The sequence below is a fragment of the Brevundimonas sp. GW821-FHT09G01 genome, from assembly GCF_059416065.1.
This window is the reverse complement of sequence record NZ_JBWKOL010000003.1, coordinates 73,792-95,658: the sequence shown is the minus strand read 5'-3', so window position 1 is coordinate 95,658 and position 21,867 is coordinate 73,792. Positions and strand designations below refer to the sequence as shown.

The window sequence follows — 21,867 nt, the reverse complement described above, 5'->3', positions numbered from 1 at the left end:
ATCCGGCCGCGTAAAGGAACCCGCTCATGGCCCTCCCCTCGATCCAGCAGGCCGTCCGCTTCGACCGCACCGGAGGACCGGACGTGCTTGAGCTGGTCGAGGTCCCCGTGCCCTCGCCCGGCCCCGGGGAAATCCTGATCCGCCAAGCCGCCGTGGGATTGAACTTCATCGACATCTATCAGCGCACCGGCCTCTATCCCCTGCCCCTCCCCTCGGGTCTCGGACGGGAGGCGGCGGGCATGGTCGAGGCGGTCGGCGACGGCGTCACCCGCTTCAGGGTGGGCGATCGGGTCGCCACCGCCACCGCCCCGGTCGGCGCCTATGCGCAGTTCCACGTCCTGCCCGAGAGCGCCGCGGTCGCCGTGCCGGATGACGTCAGCCTGGAGACCGCCGCCGCCGTCATGCTCAAGGGGATGACCGCCGAGCTCCTGGTGCGCCGGACGTTTCACGTGAAACAGGGCGACGAGATCCTGCTCCACGCCGCCGCCGGCGGGGTCGGCCTGATCCTGGCCCAATGGGCCAAGTCGCTGGGTGCGACCGTCATCGGTACGGTCGGCTCGGAAGCCAAGGCGGCCCTCGCCCGCACCCACGGCAGCGACCATGTGATCCTTTATGATCGCGAGGACGTCGCCGTTCGGGTAAAGGACCTCACTGACGGTCGGGGCGTCGCCGTCGCCTATGACTCCGTCGGCCAGTCCACCTTTGAGTCTTCCTTGGCCAGCCTGAGGAAGCGCGGGACCCTCGTCCTGTTCGGCAACGCCTCTGGCCCGGTCCCGCCGTTCGACCCCCTGCGCCTGTCGCGCGGCGGCTCGCTCTACGTCACCCGCCCGACCCTGTTCGACTATGTCGCCACCGTCGAGGAGCTCGACGCCAGCGCCGCCGCCCTGTTCGAGGTGATCCGCTCGGGCGCGGTCAAGGTCGAGATCGGCCAGACCTTCCCACTGGCCCATGTGCGCGAGGCGCACGAGGCTTTGGCCGGTCGCCGGACCACCGGCTCGACCCTGCTCATTCCCTGACAGCAAGAAGGCCCCGGATCGCTCCGGGGCCTTTTCGTATCCGTCCGGCAACCGCCGGTCAGGTGTTCATCGACTGGAAGAAGTCGCCGTTGTTCTTGGACTGGCGCAGCTTGTCGAGCAGGAACTCGATCGCGTCCTGCGGGCCCATCGGGTTGAGGATGCGGCGCAGGACATAGGTCTTGGCCAGCTGGTCCTTCGGCGTGATGAGGTCTTCCTTGCGGGTGCCGGACTTGAGCACGTCGATGGCCGGGAAGATGCGCTTGTCGGCGACCTTGCGGTCCAGCACGATTTCCGAGTTGCCGGTGCCCTTGAACTCTTCGAAGATGACCTCGTCCATCCGCGAGCCCGTGTCGATCAGGGCGGTGGCGATGATGGTCAGCGAGCCGCCCTGCTCCACATTGCGCGCCGCGCCGAAGAAGCGTTTCGGCCGCTGCAGGGCGTTGGCGTCGACGCCCCCGGTCAGGACCTTGCCCGACGACGGGACGGTGGCGTTGTAGGCGCGGCCCAGGCGGGTGATCGAGTCCAGCAGGATGACCACGTCCTTCTTGTGCTCGACCAGGCGCTTGGCCTTTTCGATCACCATCTCGGCGACGGCGACGTGGCGGGTGGCCGGCTCATCGAAGGTCGAGGCGATGACCTCGCCCTTCACCGTGCGCTGCATGTCGGTGACTTCTTCCGGACGCTCGTCGATCAGCAGGACGATCAGGAAGACTTCCGGGTGGTTGCGCTCGATCGACTTGGCGATGTTCTGCAGCATGACCGTCTTGCCGACGCGCGGCGGGGCGACGATCAGGCAGCGCTGGCCCTTGCCGAGCGGGGCGACGATGTCGATCACCCGGCCCGAACGGTCCTTCAGGGTCGGGTCCTGGATTTCCATGTGGATCCGCTCTTCGGGATACAGCGGGGTCAGGTTGTCGAAGAGGACCTTGGTCTTCACCATCTCGGGGTCTTCGAGATTGATGGTGTCGACCTTCAGCAGGGCGAAGTAGCGCTCGCCCTCGCGCGGGCCGCGGACGGCGCCGTGGATGGTGTCGCCCGAGCGCAGGCCGAACCGGCGGATCTGCGACGGTGAAACATAGATATCGTCCGGACCCGGAAGATAGTTGGCGTCCGGGCTGCGCAGGAAGCCGAAGCCGTCGGGCAGGATTTCGAGCACGCCGTCGGCGATGATCTCGACTTCCTCGTCGGCCAGGGCCTTCAGGATGGCGAACAGCAGGTCCTGCTTGCGCAGGTTCGAGGCGTTCTCGACCTCCAGCCCCTCGGCGAAGGCGACCAGGTCGGCCGGCGTCTTCTCGTTGAGCTCGGCCAGGGTGATGCGGCCGTTGGGAACGATCGGCTCGCCGTCGTCATCGTCGTCCTCGTCGGCCTCCTGATCGACCATCGGCAGGTCGGCGGCGGAGACCTCGTTCGACGGCTCGTCGAAGGTTTCGGTCTCGGGCGAGGTCGGATCGGTGTCGCGGACGTCGGTCATGGGATTTCGTCTTCTGGCATGCGCGCCCGGGCGCTCGCCGGGGCGAGGTCGGGTCAGGCTGGCGATGTCTGGCCTTGCGGCCGGCAGGAAGGGCGATGGAGTCCCGCAGGGTCGATCCGGCAGGCATCGCTTTGAGAGAGGGACCGTCCGGCGAAACGCCAGGATCGGTTCGCGACCAGCGAAACCATGGTTCCGGGGGTCAGGTCAAGCGGGGCCTCAGCCCAGCGTCCACTCCGTCGTCACCGACAGCACCATGATGATGGCCAGGAGGAAGGGGATTTCATTGGTCATGCGCCAGAACCGGCCCGAATATTTCGAGGTCCCGGCCGCGATCTTCTTCCTCTGTCCGGCCAGGAAGCCGTGCCAGCCGGCCAGCAGGAAGACCCCGACAAGCTTGGTGATCATCCACGGCTGGTGGACGAAGCTCCAGTCCGCGCCCTCGCCGCTGCGCAGCCACAGCAGCCAGCCGCCGAAGACGAAGGCCAGCCCCATGGCCGGGTTGACGATGATGCGCAGCAGCCGGGTCTGCCACAGACGCAGCAGGGCCTGCATCTCGCTTTTCAGCGGCTCCGGCTTGCCGTTCTGTTCGGCGTCATAGGCATAGAGGCGGGGCAGGAACAGCATGCCCGCCATCCAGGCGATCACCGCCAGGATATGCAGGCCGCGGGCCAGGTCGTACCAGTTCACGCCGCTCTCCGGTCGCAGGTGCGCGGACAGGCCTTCCAGTCCGCGCGGCAGCCGGGACCGTGCGGCGCGACGCCGGTTCGCGCAAGCGCGCCCACGGCCGCCTCGGCCAAACCGTCGATGAAGCCCTCGTTCACCCCGACCGCCGGAACCCGCAGATAGGGGACCACGCCCAGCTTGTGGGCCAGTTCGCCGTATTCGATGTCCAGCTCGACCAGGGTCTCGACGTGTTCAGAGACGAAGGCGATGGGCGCGACCACCGCGCCGACGCCGTCCTTCGCCGCCTGTTCCAGCGCCTCGATGGTCGACGGGCCCAGCCATTTCATCGGCCCGACCCGGCTTTGATAGCAGACGGACCAGTCGGTCAGACCCGCCGCGGCCGCCACGGCGGCGCAGGTCGATTCCACCTGCTCCTGATAGGGATCACCCTTCTTCTCGACCAGGCTCTCCGGAATGCCGTGGGCCGAGAACAGCACCCGGACCGGCTGGTCGCCCGCCTCGCCCAGCTTGCCGCGGATCGCCTCGGCCTGGGCCTCGACCCAGCCGCTGGCCTGGGGCCAGCAGCAGACGGTGCGCGCCACGCCCGATCCGGCGTAGGCGGCGTTCCAGGCCTTCAGCGAGCTCTCGCTCGTCGTGGTCGAGAACTGCGGATAGAGCGGCAGCAGCACGATCTCGTCCGGCCCGAACACCGCCACGTCCGCGGCGGTCTCCTCGGTCAGCGGAGACCAGTAGCGCATGGCGATGAAGGCCCGGACCTCATCCCGCGGCAGGCGGCGGCCTAGGGCGGCCTCCAGCGCATCGGCCTGTTTCCGGGTCTCGGGCAGCAGGGGCGAACCGCCGCCCATCAGGGCGTAATTGGCCTGGGCCGTCTTCTCGCGCCGGCTGGAGATCAACTTGGCCAGCGGCGTGCGCGCGAAGCCCGGCAGGCCGATGATGGCCGGGTCGTTGAACAGGTTGAACAGGAAAGGCTTCACCGAAGCCTGATCGTCCGGCCCGCCCAGATTGAACAGGACGACGGCGATGCGGCGGCCCTTCATCTGCGTCATTGCGCGCCGATCCGCTTCAGCACCTGCTCGACGTGGGCGACCGGCACGTCCGGCATGATCCCGTGGCCGAGGTTGAAGATCCAAGGCCCCTGCCCCCAGGCCTCCATCAGCTGATCGACCCGCCTGTCCAACAGCGGCCCGCCGGCGCGCAGCAGCAGGGGATCCAGCGCGCCCTGAATGGTCTTGATCTTCTGGACGCGTTGTCCGACCGGCAGAGGACAGGCGGTGTCCAGCGCCACGCCCTGCACCGCGACCTCGCGCGCATAGCGTTCCGCCAGCGCCGCCGAGCCCCTCGGGAACCCGATCAGGGGCGTGGTCACGCCCAGTTCGCGCACCCGCTTCACCAGCTTGATGTGCGGCTGCAGGACCAGGGTCTCGAACAGATCGTCCGGCAGGCCCTCGGCCCAGCTCTCGAAGATCTTCAGGGTCTGGGCCCCGGCATCCGCCTGCATCTTCAGATAATGGGCGGTGGCCTCGACCAGCACGTCCAGGACGCCCGCGACCTTTTCCGGCTCGGCGTAGGCGTAGGTCCGGGCCTGGGCGCGCTCGCCCTTTCCGATCGTCCGGGCCTCCCCGTCCAGCATATAGGTCGCCACCGTCCACGGCGCGCCCGCGAAGCCGATCAAGGCCTTCGACGGATCCAGCTGTTCGCGGACCAGGCTCAGGGTCTGTCCGATGGACTTCAGAGCCTCGCCCGCGCCTTCGGCCCTGCCCCGCATGGCCTCGACCGACGGCATGGCGCCCAGTCGCGGACCCTCGCCCGCTTCGAACCACACGTCCTGGCCCAGGGCCCGGGGGATCAGCAGGATGTCGGCGAACACGATGGCGGCGTCGAAGCCGAACCGGCGCATCGGCTGCAGGGTCGCCTCGGCGGCCTTCTCCGGATCGTGGCAGAACTCGATGAAGCCCGGGGTCGTCGCTCTCAGCGCCCGGTACTCCGGCAGGTATCGTCCGGCCTGACGCATGAACCACACGGGCGGACGAGACGTCGTCTCGCCGGCGAGGGCCCTGAGGAACAGCGGGGTGTCGGAAGAGGTCGTCATGTGACCGTCGGCTTACCGGGGGGCGAGGACAGGCTCAAGCCCGACCCGTGTCGCACCCCTCCCCTTCTTATAAATCGAATTGATTTAAGGGTTGAAGGAAGTGGCTAGGGCCCGGGATGGCGGGGACAAGTGGGTGAAATGCACCGTTTCCGGAGCGGTTGTCCGCATTCGGTCACAGGCTGATCGACAGACCGAGTCTGCCCTGTCGATACCGGGGATAACCCTTAACAAGACCTTAACATCGGGACTTTTCGGGCACTTGGGCGAGCGGGGGGGCCTGGGCGCCGGTTCGGGAGACTCCGGTTCCTCCACAAGCGAACCTTCGGAGCGGCCGGCGCGGTGGAGAACCCGGCGCACGACCAGGGCGCCGGTCCACCGTCATCCCCGCTCGCGACCCTCGCCGGGGAAAGCTATAGAGATCGGCGCCCGGGCCGCACGGAACGGCGCCCCGTCCCGTCCACAGGAGTCCGCGCGCCATGGACCCGTTATCCCAGTGAGTCCTGTCCGATGAATCCGGGCCGTCCCGCCGGCGCCTCGCGCCTGGCCACCTATTTCCACGTCCACCTGGTCTCGGACTCCACCGGCGAGACCCTGAACGCCATGGCCAAGGCCGTGGTGGCGCGGTTCGACGGCGTCATCCCCATCGAGCACATCTACGCCCTGGTCCGCTCGGACCGGCAGATGGAGCGGGTGCTGGAAGAGATCGCCGCCGCGCCCGGCGTGGTCCTGCACACCCTGGTCGACCGCGAGCTGCGCGAACAGCTGGAGGAGGGCTGCCGCCGTCTCGACATGCCCCAGATCGCGGCCCTGGATCCGCTGGAAACCGTTCTGTCGCGCTACCTCGGCGCGGCTCTGGCGCCCCGCGTCGGCGCCCAGCACGCCCTGAGCTCCGAATATTTCGACCGTATCGCCGCGCTGGACTTCGCCATGGCCCACGACGACGGCCAGGGCGCCACCGAACAGCTCGAGACCGCCGATGTGGTCCTGTGCGGCGTCAGCCGGACCTCCAAGACCCCGACCTGCATCTATCTGGCCCACCGGGGCATCCGCGCGGCCAATGTGCCCCTGGTGCCGGGCCAGGAGGACGGGGAACGCCTCGTCGCCCTGAAGAATCCGCTGGTCATCGGCCTGACCGTCTCGCCCGACCGGCTGGTGCAGATCCGCCGCAACCGCCTGGACGGGCTGAACGCCAACCACGCCACGGCCTATATCGACCACGACGCCGTGCGCGAGGAGACGGTCAAGGCCCGGCGCGCCTTCGAACGCCGCGGCTGGCCGGTCATCGACGTGACCCGCCGCTCGGTCGAGGAGACCGCGGCCGCCATCATCAACGTCCTGAATGAACGCCGCACCCGGCGCGTGGGCGCCGCATGGTAGGCGAACGACTGGTTTTGGCCTCCAAGAGCGCCGCCCGCCGCGCCATGCTGGAAGGCGCCGGGGTGACCTTCTCCGTCCACGTCGCGGATGTGGACGAGGATGCGGTCAAGGCGGTGCATGACCCGGCCGACGCCGCCGGCCTGGCGGTCGAGCTGGCGCGGGTCAAGGCGCTGGCCGTCTCCCGCCACGATCCCGACGCCTGGGTTCTGGGCGCCGATCAGACCCTGGCCTTCGACGGCGGCCTGATCTCCAAGGCCCGCTCGCTGGACGAAGCCCGCGCCCGCCTGTCGGCCATGCGCGGCAAGCCCCATGCGCTCCATTCCGGCGCGGCCCTGGCCCACAACGGACAGATCGTCTGGTCCGGCGTCGATACGGCCCTGATGCAGGTCCGCGCTTTCTCGGACGCCTTCCTCGACGCCTATCTGGACCGTGAGGGCGAAAGCCTCCTGTCCAGCGTGGGCTCGTACAAGCTTGAAGGCATGGGGTCCCAGCTCTTCGACCGCATCGACGGCGACTATTTCACCGTCCTGGGCCTGCCCCTGTGGCCGGTCCTGACCGAGCTGCGCCGCGCCGGGGTGCTGATCCCATGACGGTGCGGGCCGGCGTCGCGGGCCAGCCGATCGCCCACTCCCTCAGCCCTCTGATCCACGGCTTGTGGATCAAGGCCGCCGGGCTGGATGCGACCTATGAAGCCTTCGGCCCCGCTGATGCGGCCGGGTTCGACGCCCTGATCGCCGAAGGCCGGGCCGGACGCCTGCGCGGCCTCAACGTGACCGCGCCGTTCAAGGAGCAGGCCCTGGCGGCGGCCGATCTCGTCAGTCCCATGGCCCGCGCCTGCGGCGCGGCCAATCTGCTGGTGTTCAGCGACGGCGGCCTCTCCGCCGACAGCACCGACGGCGAGGGCCTGATGTCGGCGCTGCATGAGCAGGCCCCGGCCCTCGCCCTGCCCGGCGCGCCGGTGGTGGTGCTGGGCGCCGGCGGGGCCGCACGGGCGGCGGCCGCGGCGCTCAAGGCCGACGGGGCCCGGGTTTCGGTCCTCAACCGCACCCGCGCCCGGGCCGAGGCTCTGGCCGCCGACATCGGCGTCTCCGTCGCCGATCCCGAAGCCCTTGGAGAGGCCGCCCTGGTCGTCAATGCGCTCAGCGTCCCCCCGGAGATCGACATCCCCGCATTGCGGGACGGCGCAGTGCTGATGGACATGACCTACAAGCCCCTGATCACCCCCTTCCTCGCCGCGGGCCGGGCGCGGGGGCTCACGGTGGTCGATGGGCTGGCCATGCTGATCGGCCAGGCGAAGCCGTCGTTCGAAGCCCTGTTCGGCGTCCCGGTCCCGTCCGTCGATGTCCGCGCCGTCGTCCTGCGTCATCTGGGAGAGGCCGAATGATCGTGCTCGGCCTCACCGGCTCCATCGGCATGGGCAAGTCGACGACGACGGCCATGTTCGCCGATCACGGCGCCCTGATCTGGAACGCCGACGAGGCCGTGCACCGGCTTTACGCCCGGGGCGGAGCGGCGGTCGCGCCTGTCGATGAGGCCTTTCCCGGGGTGGTGGTGGACGGCGCCGTCGATCGGGTCCGGCTGGCCGAGGCGCTGGGCCGGGACGATCAGGCTTTCCGCCGGCTCGAAGCCATCGTCCATCCCCTGGTGCTGAAGGGCCGGCTCGAGGACCTGGAGGCCGCCGAGGCCCGAGGCGTGAAGCTGGCCGTGCTGGACATCCCCCTGCTGTTCGAGACTGGCGGAGACGCCGCCGTCGACGCGGTGGTGGTGGTCTCCGCCCCCGCCTCGGTTCAGGCCGAACGGGTGCTGGCCCGCCCCGGCATGACGCGCGAACGGTTCGAGGCCATCCTGTCGCGCCAGATGCCGGACGCCGAGAAACGTCGCCGCGCCGACTTCGTGGTCGACACCGGCGAGGGGCTGGAGGCGGCGCGGGCCCGGGTCGACGAAATCGTGGGGATGGTTCTGTCCGAAGACTGGACCCCGCCCCGTCGCGGTCTTCCGAAAGCCGCCGAACGCCCCCATTAAGGGACCATGTCCCGCGAAATCGTTCTCGACACCGAAACCACCGGCTTTGACCCGAGGACGGGCGACCGGCTGATCGAGGTCGGCTGCATCGAGATCATGGACCTGCTGCCGACGGGGCGGACCTACCACACCCTGGTGAACCCCGAACGGCTGATCCCGCCGGATGCGATCCGGGTGCACGGCATCACCGACGACAAGGTCAAGGACGCGCCCAAATTCGCCGAGATCGTCGCCGATCTGGCCGCCTTCATCGGCGACGCCCCGGTGATCGCCCACAACGCCCAGTTCGACCGCAACTTCATCGACCACGAGTACAATCGCTGTGGCCATCCGCTGATCGACGGCGAGCGCTGGATCGACACCCTCCAGCTGGCCCAGAAGAAATTCCCGGGCATGCCCAACTCGCTGGACGCCCTGTGCAAGCGCTTCAAGGTCAGTCTGGCCGACCGGACGTTCCACGGCGCGCTGATCGACGCCCGCCTGCTGGCCGAGGTCTATCTGGAGCTGCGTGGAGGCAAGGAGCGTCGGCTGGACCTGTCGTCGGCCCGGATCACCGTCGCCGGCGGACCGGTGGTCGCCGCCGCCCACGGCGCCCGCCCCCGCCCGCTGGCGCCGCGCTCTACGCCTGAGGAACGCGCTGCCCACCTGGCCTTCCTCCAGGCGACCCTGAAGGATCAGTCCCTGTGGGAAGCCTATGGACTGGACATGGAAAAGGCGTCCGCCGCCTGACGGACGCCTTCTCTATTTCTGGAGCCCTGTCGCAGGCGATGGGGTCGCCTGCTGCCTGAGGGCGGGACGGCCCCGCCGCTCTTTCCGGGTCTGTCTTACGCCTGGCCGCTGTCGGCGGGGCCGCGGGCGATCTGTTGCTGGCGGGCGACGTAGATGGACGCGAAATCGATCGGGTCCAGCATGAAGGGCGGATAGAAGCCGCCGTCCGAGGTCGCGCGGGCGATGATCTCGCGGGCGTACGGGAACAGGTAGCGCGGGCATTCGATCAGCAGCAGCGGCTCGATGTCCTGCTCGGCCACGCCCTGCAGGGCGAACAGGCCGCCGTACTGCAGCTCGACATGGAAGACCGTCATGGTGTCGGTGGTGGCCTTGATCGACAGGCGCAGCTCGACTTCGAACAGGCCGTCCTGGCGGCCCTGGGCGTTCATCTCGACGCCCATGTCGATCGCCGGCTTGCCGTCGATGCGCAGGCTGTCCGGCGCCTTGGGGTTCTCGAAGGACAGATCCTTCACATACTGGGCGACGATGCGGAAGCCCGGGCCCATGGGCGGCTGGCCGTCGGTCGCGGCGGGGTTGGCGTCGGCGGGCGGAGCGGCGTCGGTCATGGGTGGAAGTTCTGTCTGGAAGGTGGGTCGGACGACTGTCCGGAAGGCGCGGCGACTAGCATGAGAGCCCCCCTGCGGCAACGACGCTCGCCCAACCGGGAGGGCGGTGCGCCTTGCGCGCCCCTATATGACCCCCTAATCGTCGTTTCATGCGCCCGTCCCCCCGCGGCGCCCTTCAAGGATTGCCCGTGCCGCCGGTTCAGGTCCAGATCGTCATCTTCGCCGTCATCGCGGCCTTCGTGCTGTTCCAGCTCTACAATGTGCTGGGCAAGAAGGTCGGCCGTCAGCCGGAAGAAGACGCCCGCGCCCAGCCGCCGGCGCCCGCCGCGCCCCAGGCCGATGCGGGCTCGAACCGTCCGGGCGTGCTGGACGCCGTGACCCTGGCCTCCATCGCCGGTCTCAAGGCCCGTGATCCGGCCTTTGATCCCGTCCGCTTCCTCGAAGGCGCCCGTCAGGCGCACGAGACCATCGTGCGCGCCTACGCGGCCGGCGACCGCGACACCCTCAAGCCCCTGCTGACCGCCAAGGTCATGGAATCCTTCGAGGCCGGCATCGCCGCCCGCGAAGCTCGGGGCGAGACCGCGACGGTCGAGTTCCTCCACCCCGCCCGCGCCGATCTGGAACTGGCCACCGCCGAGGACAATCGCGCCATCGCCAAGGTCCGCTTCCTGGCCGAGCTTCGCGACACCGTGAAGTCCGCCGACGCCTCCGCCGAACCCCAGGTCGAGGAGCGCCGCGTCGCCGAGCTCTGGACCTTCGAACGCACCCTCGGCGCCAGCGACCCCAACTGGGTGCTGGCCCGCAACGAAGCCGCCTCGGCCTGACTGTGGGCCGCGCGCGCGCCGTGCGGATCCAGGGCGTCGCCGCCGCGCTGCTCCTGTCCCTGCTCGCGGCGTGCGCGACCCGTCCGCCCGTCGTCACGCCTGGGCCTTCGCCCGACGGCGGCCCCGCGCCGTCCCGGCCCCGACCGCCTGAACCCCGGCCGACGCCGCGTCCGGAGCCGCCGCGCGGCGTGAGTCCCGCGACCCTGCCCGGTTGGAACGAGGAGGACCATCTGTCGGCCTTCAACGCCTGGGCCGATGGGTGCCGCGCCGCCCGGGATGCCGCCGCCCGCGTCCAGTGCGACCGGGCCATGCACATCCGCCAGACCTCGCGGCCGGTGACGCCGTCCATGGCCCGCGCCTTCTTCGAGACCGGCTTCACCGTCGTTCCGGCCGAAACCGCCGACGGGCGTCCGGGCCTGCTGACCTCCTATTTCGCCCCGGAATACGCCGCCCGCCATGCGCGGGACGCCGACTTCGACATGCCGGTCCTGGCCGCGCCCGCCGGTTGGCGCCGGGGCCAGACCCTGCCGCCCCGCGTCGAGATCGAGGCCGCGCCGCCGACGCAGACCCTGGCCTGGATGCGGGCCGAGGACCTGTTCTTCATGCAGATCCAGGGCTCGGGCTATCTGACCTTCGAGGATGGATCCAAGGCTCGCGCCGCCTACGCCGCCGACAACGGGCAGACCTTCGTCGGCATCGCCCGTCCGATGGCGCAGCAAGGCCTGCTGCCGCAGAACGGAACCTCGGGCGAGGCCATCCGCGCCTGGCTGGCCGCCCATCGCGGGCCCGAGGCCCAGGCGGTGATGGCGCTGAACCCGCGCTACATCTTCTTCAAGCTGGACCCGGATGACGGCGGCGGTCCCGCCGGGGCCGCGGGCATCCCCCTGCCGGCCCGCCGCGCCATCGCGGTCGATCCGTCCCACTGGCGCTATGGCGACCTGGTCTGGATCAGCGCCGACGGCGGCAACCTGCCCGGCGCGCGCGGCAGCTATCAGGGGTTGGTGGTGGCGCTGGACACCGGCTCGGCCATCCGCGGCCCGGTCCGCGCCGACCTCTACATGGGCCGGGGCGACGCGGCCGGCGCGGAAGCTGGCGCGGTCAGGCATCCGCTCCGGATGTGGCGGCTGGTTCCGAGGGGCTGAAGGCAACTCTCCCTCCCCTTCATGGGGAGGGTGGTCGCGCAGCGACCGGGTGGGGAACGCTTTACATGCCCCACCCTGTCGTCGCGTCGCGCCGACATCCCTCCCCACTTCGGGGGAGGGAGAAAGATCACCGCCGCTTCAGCCCACCCAGCAGGCCGCGAAGCAGCTCCCGCGTGATCGTGCTCCCCGCCGTGCGCAGCACCGACTTGGTGGCCGCCTCGATCGGGGTCTCTCGCGTCGAGCGTCGAGCCGGGGCCCGCGACCGGGCGGCTTCGCGCTCATACTGCGCCTGCTGGCGGGCCTGTTCCTTCTCGCGGGCGGCGGCGGCCTTTTCCGCGTCCTTCGCGGCGATGGCGTCGGCCTTTGCCTGGGCTTGGGCGCGGGCTTCGGCCAGCTTGGCTTCGGCCGCGGCATGGTCGGCCTCGCCCCGGCGCGCGGCCAGGATCTCCTCGGCGGACTCGCGGTCCACCACCGTCTCGTACAGGCCCCGCACCGGACTGGCGGCCATGACCTGCGCCCGTTCGGCGTCGGTGGCCGGTCCCAGGCGGCTGTCCGGCGGACGGATGGCGGTGCGCCCGACGATGTTCGGCGCGCCCTTCTCGTCCAGGGTCGAGACCAGGGCCTCGCCCACGCCCAGACCCTGGATGGCCTCGGCGGTGTCGAAGGCGGGATTGGGCCGGAAGCTCTCGGAAGCGGCCTTCAGCCCCCTCTGCTCGGACGGGGTGTAGGCGCGCAGCGCATGCTGGATGCGGTTGCCCAGCTGGGCCAGCACGCTGTCGGGAATATCGGCCGGGTTCTGGGTGACGAAATAGACGCCCACGCCCTTCGAGCGGATCAGGCGCACGACCTGTTCGACCTTCTCGCGCAGGGCGTCCGGCGTGTCGTTGAACAGCAGGTGGGCCTCGTCGAAGAAGAAGACCAGCCGCGGTTTCTCCGGATCGCCGACCTCGGGGAGCTGCTCGAACAGCTCGGACAGCAGCCACAGCAGGAAGGCCGCGTACAGGCGCGGGCTGTTCATCAGCTTGGTCGCGTCCAGCACATTGACCTGACCCCGGCCGTCCAGGCCGGTGCGCATCATGTCCTCCAGCTTCAGCGCGGGCTCGCCGAAGAAGGCCTTGCCGCCCTGTTGCTCCAGCTGCAGCAGGGCGCGCTGGATGGAGGCGATGGAGGTCGGGGCCACATTGCCGACCTCGCGTCCGATCCGCTCGGCGTTCTCGCCGACATAGACCAGCATCGCGCGAAGGTCGTCCAGGTCCAGCAGCAGCAGGCCTTCGGCGTCGGCGACGTGGAACACCACCGACAGCACGCCTTCCTGCACCTCATTGAGGTTCAGCATGCGCGCCAGCAGCAGCGGCCCGATCTCGCTGACGGTGGTGCGGATCGGGTGGCCCTTCTGGCCGTACAGGTCCCAAAAGACCACCGGAGCGGCCTTCGGGGTGAGCGTCAGCCCCATGCCCTGGGCCCGGGCCAGCAGCTTCTCGTTCGGCGACCCGGGCAGGGCGATGCCAGACAGGTCGCCCTTCACATCGGCGCAGAAGACCGGCACCCCGGCGTCGGAAAAGCCCTGGGCCATGATCTGCAGGGTCACCGTCTTGCCGGTGCCGGTGGCGCCGGCCACCACCCCGTGCCGGTTGGCGCGGCCATACAGCAGGATTTCGGGCTTGTCGGTCCCGTCCTGCGAGGACTGGCCGAGGAAGACGCCGGTATCGGTCATGGGAACTCCGGGGTGAGGGCGGCGCTCATGCTCCACCGGCAAGGCCGCCGGTTCAAGGGCGATTGACGCCGCCTCGCGAGACCTTGACCATATGCCGATGAAGCCGCCGATCACCCTTCCGACCTCGACCGTGGCGCGCAACGCCCTCGTGGCCCTCGCCGTGGTCGCCGTGGGCGCGGCGGTCTACTGGCTGGCCGACATCCTCACGCCGCTGGCCATGGCCATCTTCCTGCTGATCATGATCGACGGGGTGAAGCGGACCATCGAGAAGCGGACCCGACTGCCTTCGCACGTGGCAGGCATCTCGGCCCTGCTGGTCGTCGTCCTGGGTTTCGTCGCCTCCATCGCCTTCATCGTGAACGGCGCCTACGGATTCTTCAGCGACGCATCGGGGGTTTCGGCCAACATCGGGCCGCGCCTCGACCAGATCCTGGAGGACGGTTCCCGCCTGGTCGGCGTGACCACCCCGCCGACCACCACCGACCTGATCGCCCAGATAGACGTGCGCGGCTACCTCATGGCCATCGCCGGCCAGGCCCAGGGCGTCGTCGGCGGCGCCGTCTTCGTGATGATCTACCTGGGCTTCCTGCTGGCTTCACAGAGCGGCTTCCGCCGCAAGCTGGTCGGTCTGTTCCCCGACCGCACCGCCCGTGGCGAGGCGCTGGAGGTGTTCCAGCGCGTCCGCGGCGGGGTCGAGGGCTATCTTTGGGTCCAGGCCGTCACCGGGGTGATGATCTGCGCCGCGGCCTGGATCCTGATGCGCATCGTGGGTCTTCAGAATGCGGAGTTCTGGACCTTCGTGATCTTCATCGTCGGTTTCATTCCGGTGCTGGGCGGCGCCATCGCGGGCCTGGTCCCGCCGCTGTTCGCCCTGGTGCAGTTCGAGACCTACTGGCAGGCCACGGTCCTGCTGGGCGGACTGCAGGCGATCCTGTTCATCAGCGGCAACTTCATCCAGCCGCGCATGCAGGGCGACAACCAGAACATCGACCCGGTGGTCGTCCTGCTGGCCCTGGCCTTCTGGGGCAAGGTCTGGGGCGTGGTCGGCATGTTCCTGTCCACCCCGCTGGCGGTCATGGCCATGGCCATCCTGGCCGAGTTCCGGGGGTCGCGCTGGATGGCCATCCTGCTGTCCGGCGACGGCGAGCCCTATGCGGAGAAGGAAACGGCCGCGAGCAAGCCGAAACGGCGCCGCGTCAACCCGCCGCAGTTAAAGGACGAATGACGGACTTGGGCGCCCTTGATTGGTCACAAGCGGCGCCTATCTCCCCTCTGTCGCCGCGGGCCCCCCCTCCCCCCCAAGCCCGCGGTTGAAGCGATCGGCGCCAACCCTCCCCCTCCTGGGCGCCGGTCCGAAGCAGGCCGCCGAACGCAAGTTCGGCGGCCTTGTCGTTTCCGCCAGGGCGTTCCTGTTTTCGCGTCATTCCGGCCACAGCTGATCCGCAACCCGGAAACGGGATCGGAACAGGGGTGCGCCGGTGCCGTTCAACCCCCCGTCGGCGGGCCTACAGTTCTGAACGCGAAAGACTATTCCATGAAACACCTCCTCCCCGTCGCCTCCCTGTCCCTTCTGATGGCGGGGGTCGCTGCGCCGGCCCTCGCCCAGTCATCCCCCGACTGGAGCGGCCCCTACATCGGCGTCTACGGCGGCGCTCTCGACAACAAGCAAGACGACGGCGAGACCCTTGTCTTCGACCGCAATCTGGACGGGGTGTTCGGTGAAACCGTCACCACCGCGGCCGCGGCGAATGCGTTCGCCCCCGGCTTCTGTGATGGCGGCGCCTCGGGTGATGCGGCCGCCAGCGGTTGCAACAGCGACAACACGGGCGTCGAAGGGTCGGTCCGGGCCGGCTATGACTGGCAGTTCGGCTCCATCGTCGCCGGCCTGGCGGCCGAATGGAGCGCGACGGACGTCTCCGACACCGTCACCGGCTTCAGCAGCACTCCGGCCAGCTACGTCTTCAAGCGTGAGCTGACCGACATGGCCGCCCTGCGCGCCCGCCTCGGCTACGCCACGGGTCCGGCCCTGGTCTACGTCACCGGCGGCGCGGCCCGCGGCAGCATCGAGAACAGCTTCCGCACCACCAACACCGCCAACAGCTTCGTGACGCAGAAGGACGAGGACAAGGCGGATGGCTGGCAGGCCGGCGCGGGTCTGGAATGGCGCTTGGCGCCCAATCTGTCGGTGACCGGCGAGTACCTGTACACCTCGCTGTCGACGGACGACTATGTCGTGCGCGCCGGCAACACCGGCACGACCCCGGCCACCAACCCCTTCATCCTGGCGCCCAATACGACGGGCACGGACATCGCGCGCAGCAGCGACGAAATGAAGCTGCACGCCTTCCGGATCGGCATGAACGTCCGCTTCTGATCCGTTCCTGACTGATCACCGATAACCGGCGCCGGCCCCCGCAAAGGGCCGGCGCCGCCGTTTTTGGGGGTTCACGCTGCGGTCAGGCTGGCCTAGGACCCCCCGACTGACCGGACCTTGCCCCCGCGCGGGAGCGGTCTAGTCTGCCTTCTGAAACCGGCGGCCCGCCCGGGCCGCGCCATACGAGACCTGTCCATGTCCGGCGCCACCGCCCCCACGCTCCCTCAGGCGATCAACCTGGAGGCGCTGGAGGCGAATTTCGCAGCCGCGAACGGCCACCCGCCCGGCCCGGCCGAGAAGGCCTACCTGTCCCAGGTGCTGGAGGACTACGCCGCCGACGAGACGCCGGAGCTGGACGGCGCGGACCTCGCCGCCCTGTTGGCCACGGTTTGGCGTTCGGTCGCCGAACACGATCCCGCGGCGCCGGCCCGCATCAGCGTCGGGCCGCACACCGGCGCGACGGGCGCGGCCTCCGGCTATGACGTCCTGACGATCGTCCAGAACGACAAGCCCTTCCTGGTCGACAGCGTCATGGGCGAGCTGGCCGAGGCCGGCGTCACCGTCCGTTCGATGTTCCACCCGATCGTCGAGGGGCCGACCGGCCGCGTCTCGGTGATCATCGTCGTCATCGACGCCCTGCCCCAGGAGCGCCGCGACGCTCTGGGCGAGGCCATGGCCCAGACCCTGGCCGATGTCCGCTCGGCCGTGACCGACCACGGCGCCATGAACGACCTGATCAGCCGTTCGATCGCCCACCTCGAAACCTCGCCTCCGGGCGTCGACGCCGAGGTTCTGGCCGAGAACCTGGAATTCCTGCGCTGGCTGGCGTCGGATCACTTCGTCTTCCTCGGCGCCCGCGACTACGACTATCCGCGCGGCAAGAACGGCGAGTACGAGGCCGAGGCGCCCCTGTCGCAGTCCGGCGTCGGCGTGGGCGTTCTGGCGGATCCCGAGCGCACCGTGCTGCGCCGCGCCTCCGAACCGGCGGTCCTGACCAAGCAGATGAAGCGCCAGCTGGACCTGTCCGAGCCGGTCACCGTCGCCAAGGCCAACGTCCGCTCGCGCGTCCACCGCCGGGCCTACATGGACTATGTCGGGGTCAAGCGTTTCGGGGCCGACGGGCGCCCCTCGGGCGAGACCCGCTTCGTCGGCCTGTTCACCGCCGAGGCCTATGACAAGGCCGCGTCAGAAGTGCCGCTGATCCGCCGCAAGGTGGCCAACGCCCTGGCACGCGCCGGCAAGCTGGAAGGCACCCACAGCTACAAGCGCCTGAAGAACATCCTCGAGAATTATCCGCGCGACGAGCTCTTCCAGATCACCGAGGACGAGTTGCTCGACATCGCCTTGGGCATCCTGCACCTGCACGACCGCCCGCGGATCAAGACCTTCACCCGCAAGGATCCGTTCGACCGTTTCGTCTCGATCCTGGCCTTCATCCCGCGCGAGCGCTTCGACGCCTCGGTCCGTGAACGGATCGGCGCCATCCTGGCCCGCGCCTGGGGCGGCCGGATGTCGGCCTGGTATCCGCAGCTGTCGGACCAGCCGCTGGTCCGCATCCACTATATCATCGGCGTGACCCCGGGGGATCATCCGTGCCCGGATCAGGCCGCGCTGGATGCCGAAGTCGCGGAGGCCGGCCGCAGCTGGATCGACCGTTTCGAAAGCGCCCTGCGCGCCGCCGACGTGGAAGAGGTCTCGGTCGGACCGGTCAGCGCCCGCTGGGCCGACGCCTTCGGGGCCGGCTATCGCGACCGCTATGACGCGGCCGAGGCCGTCGCCGACTACCAGGCCATCGACACGCTGAACGCCTCGGGCGAGGTCGGCGCCGGGGAGCCGGTGGCCGTGCGCGCCTTCCGCAACGCGTCCGACGGCCCGCTGAACTTCCGCTTCAAGCTGTACCGTCGCGGCTCGGCCGTGCCGCTGTCCGACGTCCTGCCGATCCTGGCGGACATGGGGCTGAAGACGCTCGAGGAATGGGGCCACGCCCTGAAACCCGCGGGCGACGCCGAAATCCACGTCCACGAATTCCTGCTCGAGGACCCGCGCGGCGGCGACCTCAGCTTCGGCACGGTCAAGGACCCGTTCGAGGCCGCCTTCGCCGCCGTCTGGAACGGCCGCACGGAAAGCGACGGCTTCAACCGCCTGGTGCTCGAACTGGGCGTGGGCTGGCGTGACGCGGCCCTGATCCGCACCCTGGCCCGCTACCGCCAGCAGACCGGCCTGGATCCGTCCCAGGCGGTCCAGGAAGAGGCGCTGCGCGACTATCCGGCCGTGGCCCGCGCCATCCTGGCCCTGTTCGACGCCAAATTCAGCCCGGCCGCCGGTGGTGATGCGGCGGCGCGCGAGGCGGCGGTCGCCGATCTGGCCGGCCACATCAACGACCTGCTGCAGGACGTGAAGAGCCTCGACCACGACAAGGCGCTGCGCCGCCTGTCCCTGCTGGTCCAGGCGATCAAGCGGACCAACTACTATCAGCCGGGTCCGGACGGTCAGTCCAAGCCCTACATCTCGATCAAGATCGCCTCGCGCGAACTGGTCGACCTGCCCCTGCCCAAGCCGTTCCGCGAGATCTTCGTCTGGGCGCCCTACATCGAGGGCGTGCACCTGCGCTTCGGCCCGGTCGCCCGCGGCGGCCTGCGCTGGTCGGACCGCCGTGACGACTTCCGCACCGAGGTGCTCGGCCTGGTGAAGGCCCAGCAGGTCAAGAACGCCGTCATCGTGCCCGTCGGCTCCAAGGGCGGCTTCTTCCCGAAGAAGCTGGCCGAGATCGTCCGCGCCGGCGGCGACCGCGACGCCCAGCAGGGGGAGGCCATCCGCGCCTACAAGACCTTCCTGTCCGGCCTGCTCGACGTCACTGACAACATCGCCAAGGACGGCTCCGTCGTCCCGCCGGCCGCCGTGGTGCGCTGGGAAGGCGACGATCCCTATCTGGTCGTGGCCGCCGACAAGGGCACGGCGACCTTCTCCGACATCGCCAACGGCGTCTCGGCCTCGTACGGCTTCTGGCTGGACGACGCCTTCGCCTCAGGCGGGTCGGTCGGCTACGACCACAAGGTCATGGGCATCACCGCCCGCGGCGCCTGGGAGGCCGTGAAGCGGCACTTCCGCGAGGAGGGCAAGGACATCCAGTCCGAACCCTTCACCGTGGTCGGCGTCGGCGACATGTCGGGCGACGTGTTCGGCAACGGCATGCTGCTGTCCAAGGCGATCAAGCTGGTCGCCGCCTTCGACCACCGCGACATCTTCATCGATCCTACCCCGGATCCGGCGACGTCGTGGGTCGAGCGCGACCGCATGTTCAAGGTCCCGCGCTCGTCCTGGCAGGACTACGACAAGTCCAAGATCTCGGCCGGCGGCGGCGTCTTCCCGCGCTCGGCCAAGTCGATCGAACTGACCCCCGAGATCAAGGCGGCGCTCGACATCCAGGAAGACGTCCTGGATCCGGCGGCCCTGATGAAGGCCATCCTCAAGGCTCCGGCCGAACTGCTCTACTTCGGCGGCATCGGCACCTATGTGAAGGCGCCGAACGAGACCGACGCCCAGGTCGGAGACAAGGCCAATGACGCCATCCGCGTCGACGGCGCCGAGGTGCGGGCCAAGGTCATCGGCGAAGGCGCCAACCTGGGCCTGACCCAGGCGGGCCGCATCGCCTTCGCGCGCAGCGGGGGCCGGATCAACACCGACGCCATCGACAACTCGGCCGGCGTCGACAGCTCCGACCACGAGGTCAACATCAAGATCCTGACCGGGGCCGCCATCGCCTCGGGCGCGCTGAAGTCGGAGGACCGCAACGCCCTCCTGGCCTCGATGACCGAGGAGGTCGGCCTCAAGGTGCTGGTCCACAACTACGACCAGACCCTGGCCCTGACCCTGCAGCAGGCCGAAGGCGCCGGCGCGCTGGATTCCCAGCAGCGCTTCATGCAGTGGCTGGGCTCCAAGGGTAAGCTGGACCGCAAGGTCGAAGGCCTGCCTGACGATCTCAAGCTCGCCGAGATGAAGGCCTCCGGCCAGCCGCTGTCGCGGCCGGAACTGGCGGTGCTGACCGCCTATTCCAAGCTGGAGCTGTTCGACGAGATCGTCGCCTCGGGCGCGCCCGACGACGCCTTCTTCAAACAGACCCTGGTCCGCTACTTCCCCGGTCCGCTGGCGAAGTTCGAGGCCGACATGCAGCGGCACCGCCTGAAGCGCGAGATCATCTCGACCATCCTGTCGAACGAGATCGTCAACATGTGCGGCCCGACCTTCCCGGAACGCCTGCGTCTGTCGGCCCAGTGCGACACCGGGGCCATGGTCATCGCCTTCGAGGCGGCGCGCCAGATCTTCCGCCTCGACCAGGCGTGGGACGCGGTTTCGGCGCTGGACGGCAAGATCCCGGCCGAGGCCCAGACCGCCCTCTATCAGGAAATCTCCACCGTCCTGCGCCGCCAGACCTTCTGGCTGGCCAAGCGGGCGGCGCGCGAGGGCGCGACCGTGGACGGCTTGATCGCCGCCTACCGTCCGGCCGCCGACGCCCTGCGTTCGGCCGGCGGCTCCGTCCTCAGCCGCTTCGAGGAAGGCCGTCTGGAGGCCCGGGTGCAAAGCTTCGTGGGTCTGGGCGCCTCCGAGGAAATGGCCCGCGACTTCGCCATGCTGCGTCCGCTGGTCGCCACCGCCGACATCGGCGACCTGGCCCGCGAGGCCGGCTGGCCGGAACCGGCCATGGCCATGCTCTACCACCAGGTGGGCGCGGCCTTCGATTTCGACCGCCTGCGCGCGGCGGCCGGAAACGTGCCGTCGGCGGACCACTTCGACCGGCTGGCCGTGCGCCGTCTGATCGAGGATCTGATGGCCGAGCAGATGACCCTGACCCGCGCCGTGGCCAAGGCCTCGAACGTCTCGGTCGGCGCCAGCGAGGCGGCGGCGGAGAAGGCGGTCGATGACTGGGTCGGCCCGCGCCAGGGCGCCGTCGAAGGCGTCCGCGCCTCCGTCGACGAGATCGAGGCCTCGGGCTCCGGCTGGACCTTCGCCAAGCTGACCATCGCCAATTCGGTCATCCGCGAGATCGCTTCGTCAGCAACCTGAAGAAGCGATTTGGGCGCCGCCCGCGCGCCGCGCGGCGGCTCGCTGCTTGAGCGCGCGCGGCATTCCCCTCCGGCTGGTCCGGAGGGGGTTTTGCGGCGCGTAGGCATTGGGGCGCCTCATCTGCTAGCGTGACGGGCTGAGGGAGAGGGCTGATGCCACGTAAGTTCCTGGTCGTCGTCGACGACAGCCCCGAATTCGAGGCGGCCCTGCGCTATGCGGCGCGGCGGGCCCGCTCGACCGGCGGCCGCGTCGTCATGCTGCGCGTCATCCCGCCCGCGGCCTCGGACGCCCATTGGGCCGGGGTGCGCGACGAGATCGAACGTCAGACCCGCGCGGAGGCCGAGGCCTCGCTGAACCGCTGGGCCGGGGAGGCCGCAGAACGCTCGGGCGCCACGCCGGTGCTGGTGATTGAACGCGGCGAACCGCAGGCCTGCATCCGCAAGGTCGTCGGCGAGGACGCGGACATCAAGATCCTCGTCCTTGCGGCGGGGGAGGGCGGTCGCGGCCCCGGTCCGCTGGTCGCCGCCGTGGTCAAGCAGGGCGCCGCCTTCACCGGCCGCAAACTGCCCGTCACCATCGTCCCCGGCGAACTGACCGAGAACGACATCGAGGACCTGGCTTGAAAATCTCCCTCCCCCTGGTGGGGAGGGATGTCGGCGCGTCAGCGACGACAGGGTGGGGCTCGTGTCCGAGCGCTCGGTTCCCCAGCCGTCCCGCTTCGCGGTCCACCCTCCCCAGAAGGGGAGGGAGAAGGCCCGG

General features: G+C 69.6%; 18 protein-coding genes. 12 read left to right on the top strand and 6 right to left on the bottom strand.

The genetic code is table 11. The features are described from left to right. Positions 1-26: 26 nt before the first annotated feature. Positions 27-1,016, top strand: coding sequence for a quinone oxidoreductase family protein (locus AC07NB_RS07900; protein WP_494570514.1), 990 nt, complete (start codon positions 27-29; stop codon positions 1,014-1,016). A 58-nt stretch (positions 1,017-1,074) separates the two neighbouring features. Here the strand turns inward: AC07NB_RS07900 and rho are convergent, their stop codons facing one another. The 4 genes from rho to hemE form a co-directional block, all read right to left on the bottom strand. Beyond that, positions 1,075-2,487, bottom strand: coding sequence for a transcription termination factor Rho (gene rho / locus AC07NB_RS07895; protein WP_492311928.1), 1,413 nt, complete (start codon positions 2,485-2,487; stop codon positions 1,075-1,077). 216 nt (positions 2,488-2,703) lie between these two features. Next, positions 2,704-3,174, bottom strand: a complete 471-nt coding sequence (locus tag AC07NB_RS07890; RefSeq protein ID WP_492311929.1) for a CopD family protein — start codon at positions 3,172-3,174, stop codon at positions 2,704-2,706. Continuing rightward, on the bottom strand, positions 3,171-4,217 hold the full coding sequence (gene hemH / locus AC07NB_RS07885; protein WP_494570515.1) for a ferrochelatase: 1,047 nt from the start codon (positions 4,215-4,217) through the stop codon (positions 3,171-3,173). Before hemH ends, AC07NB_RS07890 begins: the two co-directional genes overlap by 4 nt. Continuing rightward, positions 4,214-5,260 (bottom strand): uroporphyrinogen decarboxylase, encoded by a 1,047-nt coding sequence (gene hemE, locus AC07NB_RS07880; protein WP_494570516.1) that lies wholly within the window; start codon positions 5,258-5,260, stop codon positions 4,214-4,216. Before hemE ends, hemH begins: the two co-directional genes overlap by 4 nt. Before the next feature lie 507 nt (positions 5,261-5,767). On the opposite strand from hemE, the gene AC07NB_RS07875 reads away from it, so the two are divergent. The 5 genes from AC07NB_RS07875 to dnaQ are packed head-to-tail and all read left to right on the top strand — an operon-like array spanning position 5,768 to position 9,388. Further along, positions 5,768-6,637, top strand: coding sequence for a pyruvate, water dikinase regulatory protein (locus AC07NB_RS07875; protein ID WP_492311932.1), 870 nt, complete (start codon positions 5,768-5,770; stop codon positions 6,635-6,637). Next, positions 6,631-7,227 carry a Maf family protein gene (locus AC07NB_RS07870; RefSeq protein WP_494570517.1) on the top strand — a complete coding sequence of 199 codons (597 nt, stop codon included), beginning with the start codon at positions 6,631-6,633 and terminating at the stop codon, positions 7,225-7,227. The genes AC07NB_RS07875 and AC07NB_RS07870 overlap by 7 nt, the downstream gene beginning before the upstream one ends. Beyond that, on the top strand, positions 7,224-8,021 hold the full coding sequence (locus AC07NB_RS07865) for a shikimate dehydrogenase family protein (protein ID WP_494570518.1): 798 nt from the start codon (positions 7,224-7,226) through the stop codon (positions 8,019-8,021). The genes AC07NB_RS07870 and AC07NB_RS07865 overlap by 4 nt, the downstream gene beginning before the upstream one ends. Further along, on the top strand, positions 8,018-8,659 hold the full coding sequence (gene coaE, locus AC07NB_RS07860) for a dephospho-CoA kinase (RefSeq protein ID WP_494570519.1): 642 nt from the start codon (positions 8,018-8,020) through the stop codon (positions 8,657-8,659). The genes AC07NB_RS07865 and coaE overlap by 4 nt, the downstream gene beginning before the upstream one ends. Positions 8,660-8,665: 6 nt before the next feature. After that, positions 8,666-9,388: a DNA polymerase III subunit epsilon gene (gene dnaQ, locus AC07NB_RS07855; RefSeq protein ID WP_494570520.1), complete on the top strand. Its 723-nt coding sequence runs from the start codon at positions 8,666-8,668 to the stop codon at positions 9,386-9,388. Between the two features lie 95 nt (positions 9,389-9,483). On the opposite strand, the gene secB is transcribed toward dnaQ, so the two are convergent. Further along, the gene (gene secB / locus AC07NB_RS07850; protein WP_492311937.1) at positions 9,484-9,993 is read right to left on the bottom strand and encodes a protein-export chaperone SecB; all 510 of its coding nucleotides are present in this window, start codon (positions 9,991-9,993) and stop codon (positions 9,484-9,486) included. A 149-nt stretch (positions 9,994-10,142) separates the two neighbouring features. On the opposite strand from secB, the gene timA reads away from it, so the two are divergent. Then, positions 10,143-10,817 (top strand): TIM44-related membrane protein TimA, encoded by a 675-nt coding sequence (timA, locus tag AC07NB_RS07845; RefSeq protein ID WP_492311938.1) that lies wholly within the window; start codon positions 10,143-10,145, stop codon positions 10,815-10,817. A gap of 188 nt (positions 10,818-11,005) precedes the next feature. Continuing rightward, positions 11,006-11,959: an MltA domain-containing protein gene (locus AC07NB_RS07840; protein ID WP_494570521.1), complete on the top strand. Its 954-nt coding sequence runs from the start codon at positions 11,006-11,008 to the stop codon at positions 11,957-11,959. 127 nt (positions 11,960-12,086) lie between these two features. Here AC07NB_RS07840 and AC07NB_RS07835 read toward each other — a convergent pair whose 3' ends face one another. Next, a complete protein-coding gene (locus tag AC07NB_RS07835; RefSeq protein ID WP_291837977.1) occupies positions 12,087-13,673 on the bottom strand; it encodes a helicase HerA-like domain-containing protein in 1,587 nt (528 codons plus the stop codon). Between the two features lie 97 nt (positions 13,674-13,770). On the opposite strand from AC07NB_RS07835, the gene AC07NB_RS07830 reads away from it, so the two are divergent. The 4 genes from AC07NB_RS07830 (at position 13,771) to AC07NB_RS07815 (ending at position 21,731) form a co-directional block, all read left to right on the top strand. Next, on the top strand, positions 13,771-14,898 hold the full coding sequence (locus AC07NB_RS07830; protein WP_492311942.1) for an AI-2E family transporter: 1,128 nt from the start codon (positions 13,771-13,773) through the stop codon (positions 14,896-14,898). A 309-nt stretch (positions 14,899-15,207) separates the two neighbouring features. Then, a complete protein-coding gene (locus AC07NB_RS07825; protein WP_494570522.1) occupies positions 15,208-16,047 on the top strand; it encodes an outer membrane protein in 840 nt (279 codons plus the stop codon). Between the two features lie 195 nt (positions 16,048-16,242). Next, positions 16,243-21,108, top strand: a complete 4,866-nt coding sequence (locus tag AC07NB_RS07820; RefSeq protein ID WP_494570523.1) for an NAD-glutamate dehydrogenase — start codon at positions 16,243-16,245, stop codon at positions 21,106-21,108. Positions 21,109-21,260: 152 nt separating this feature from the next. Further along, positions 21,261-21,731: a universal stress protein gene (locus AC07NB_RS07815; RefSeq protein ID WP_291840091.1), complete on the top strand. Its 471-nt coding sequence runs from the start codon at positions 21,261-21,263 to the stop codon at positions 21,729-21,731. Positions 21,732-21,867: the final 136 nt, after the last annotated feature.

Excerpts from the sequence above, each read along its gene's own strand:
- AC07NB_RS07900 (WP_494570514.1), top strand. The coding sequence starts at position 27 with ATGGCCCTCCCCTCGATCCAGCAGGCCGTCCGCTTCGACCGCACCGGA.
- rho (WP_492311928.1), bottom strand. The coding sequence starts at position 2,487 with ATGACCGACGTCCGCGACACCGATCCGACCTCGCCCGAGACCGAAACC.
- hemH (WP_494570515.1), bottom strand. The coding sequence starts at position 4,217 with ATGACGCAGATGAAGGGCCGCCGCATCGCCGTCGTCCTGTTCAATCTG.
- hemE (WP_494570516.1), bottom strand. The coding sequence starts at position 5,260 with ATGACGACCTCTTCCGACACCCCGCTGTTCCTCAGGGCCCTCGCCGGC.
- AC07NB_RS07875 (WP_492311932.1), top strand. The coding sequence starts at position 5,768 with ATGAATCCGGGCCGTCCCGCCGGCGCCTCGCGCCTGGCCACCTATTTC.
- AC07NB_RS07870 (WP_494570517.1), top strand. The coding sequence starts at position 6,631 with ATGGTAGGCGAACGACTGGTTTTGGCCTCCAAGAGCGCCGCCCGCCGC.
- AC07NB_RS07865 (WP_494570518.1), top strand. The coding sequence starts at position 7,224 with ATGACGGTGCGGGCCGGCGTCGCGGGCCAGCCGATCGCCCACTCCCTC.
- coaE (WP_494570519.1), top strand. The coding sequence starts at position 8,018 with ATGATCGTGCTCGGCCTCACCGGCTCCATCGGCATGGGCAAGTCGACG.
- dnaQ (WP_494570520.1), top strand. The coding sequence starts at position 8,666 with ATGTCCCGCGAAATCGTTCTCGACACCGAAACCACCGGCTTTGACCCG.
- secB (WP_492311937.1), bottom strand. The coding sequence starts at position 9,993 with ATGACCGACGCCGCTCCGCCCGCCGACGCCAACCCCGCCGCGACCGAC.
- timA (WP_492311938.1), top strand. The coding sequence starts at position 10,143 with ATGCGCCCGTCCCCCCGCGGCGCCCTTCAAGGATTGCCCGTGCCGCCG.
- AC07NB_RS07835 (WP_291837977.1), bottom strand. The coding sequence starts at position 13,673 with ATGACCGATACCGGCGTCTTCCTCGGCCAGTCCTCGCAGGACGGGACC.
- AC07NB_RS07830 (WP_492311942.1), top strand. The coding sequence starts at position 13,771 with ATGAAGCCGCCGATCACCCTTCCGACCTCGACCGTGGCGCGCAACGCC.
- AC07NB_RS07825 (WP_494570522.1), top strand. The coding sequence starts at position 15,208 with ATGAAACACCTCCTCCCCGTCGCCTCCCTGTCCCTTCTGATGGCGGGG.
- AC07NB_RS07820 (WP_494570523.1), top strand. The coding sequence starts at position 16,243 with ATGTCCGGCGCCACCGCCCCCACGCTCCCTCAGGCGATCAACCTGGAG.
- AC07NB_RS07815 (WP_291840091.1), top strand. The coding sequence starts at position 21,261 with ATGCCACGTAAGTTCCTGGTCGTCGTCGACGACAGCCCCGAATTCGAG.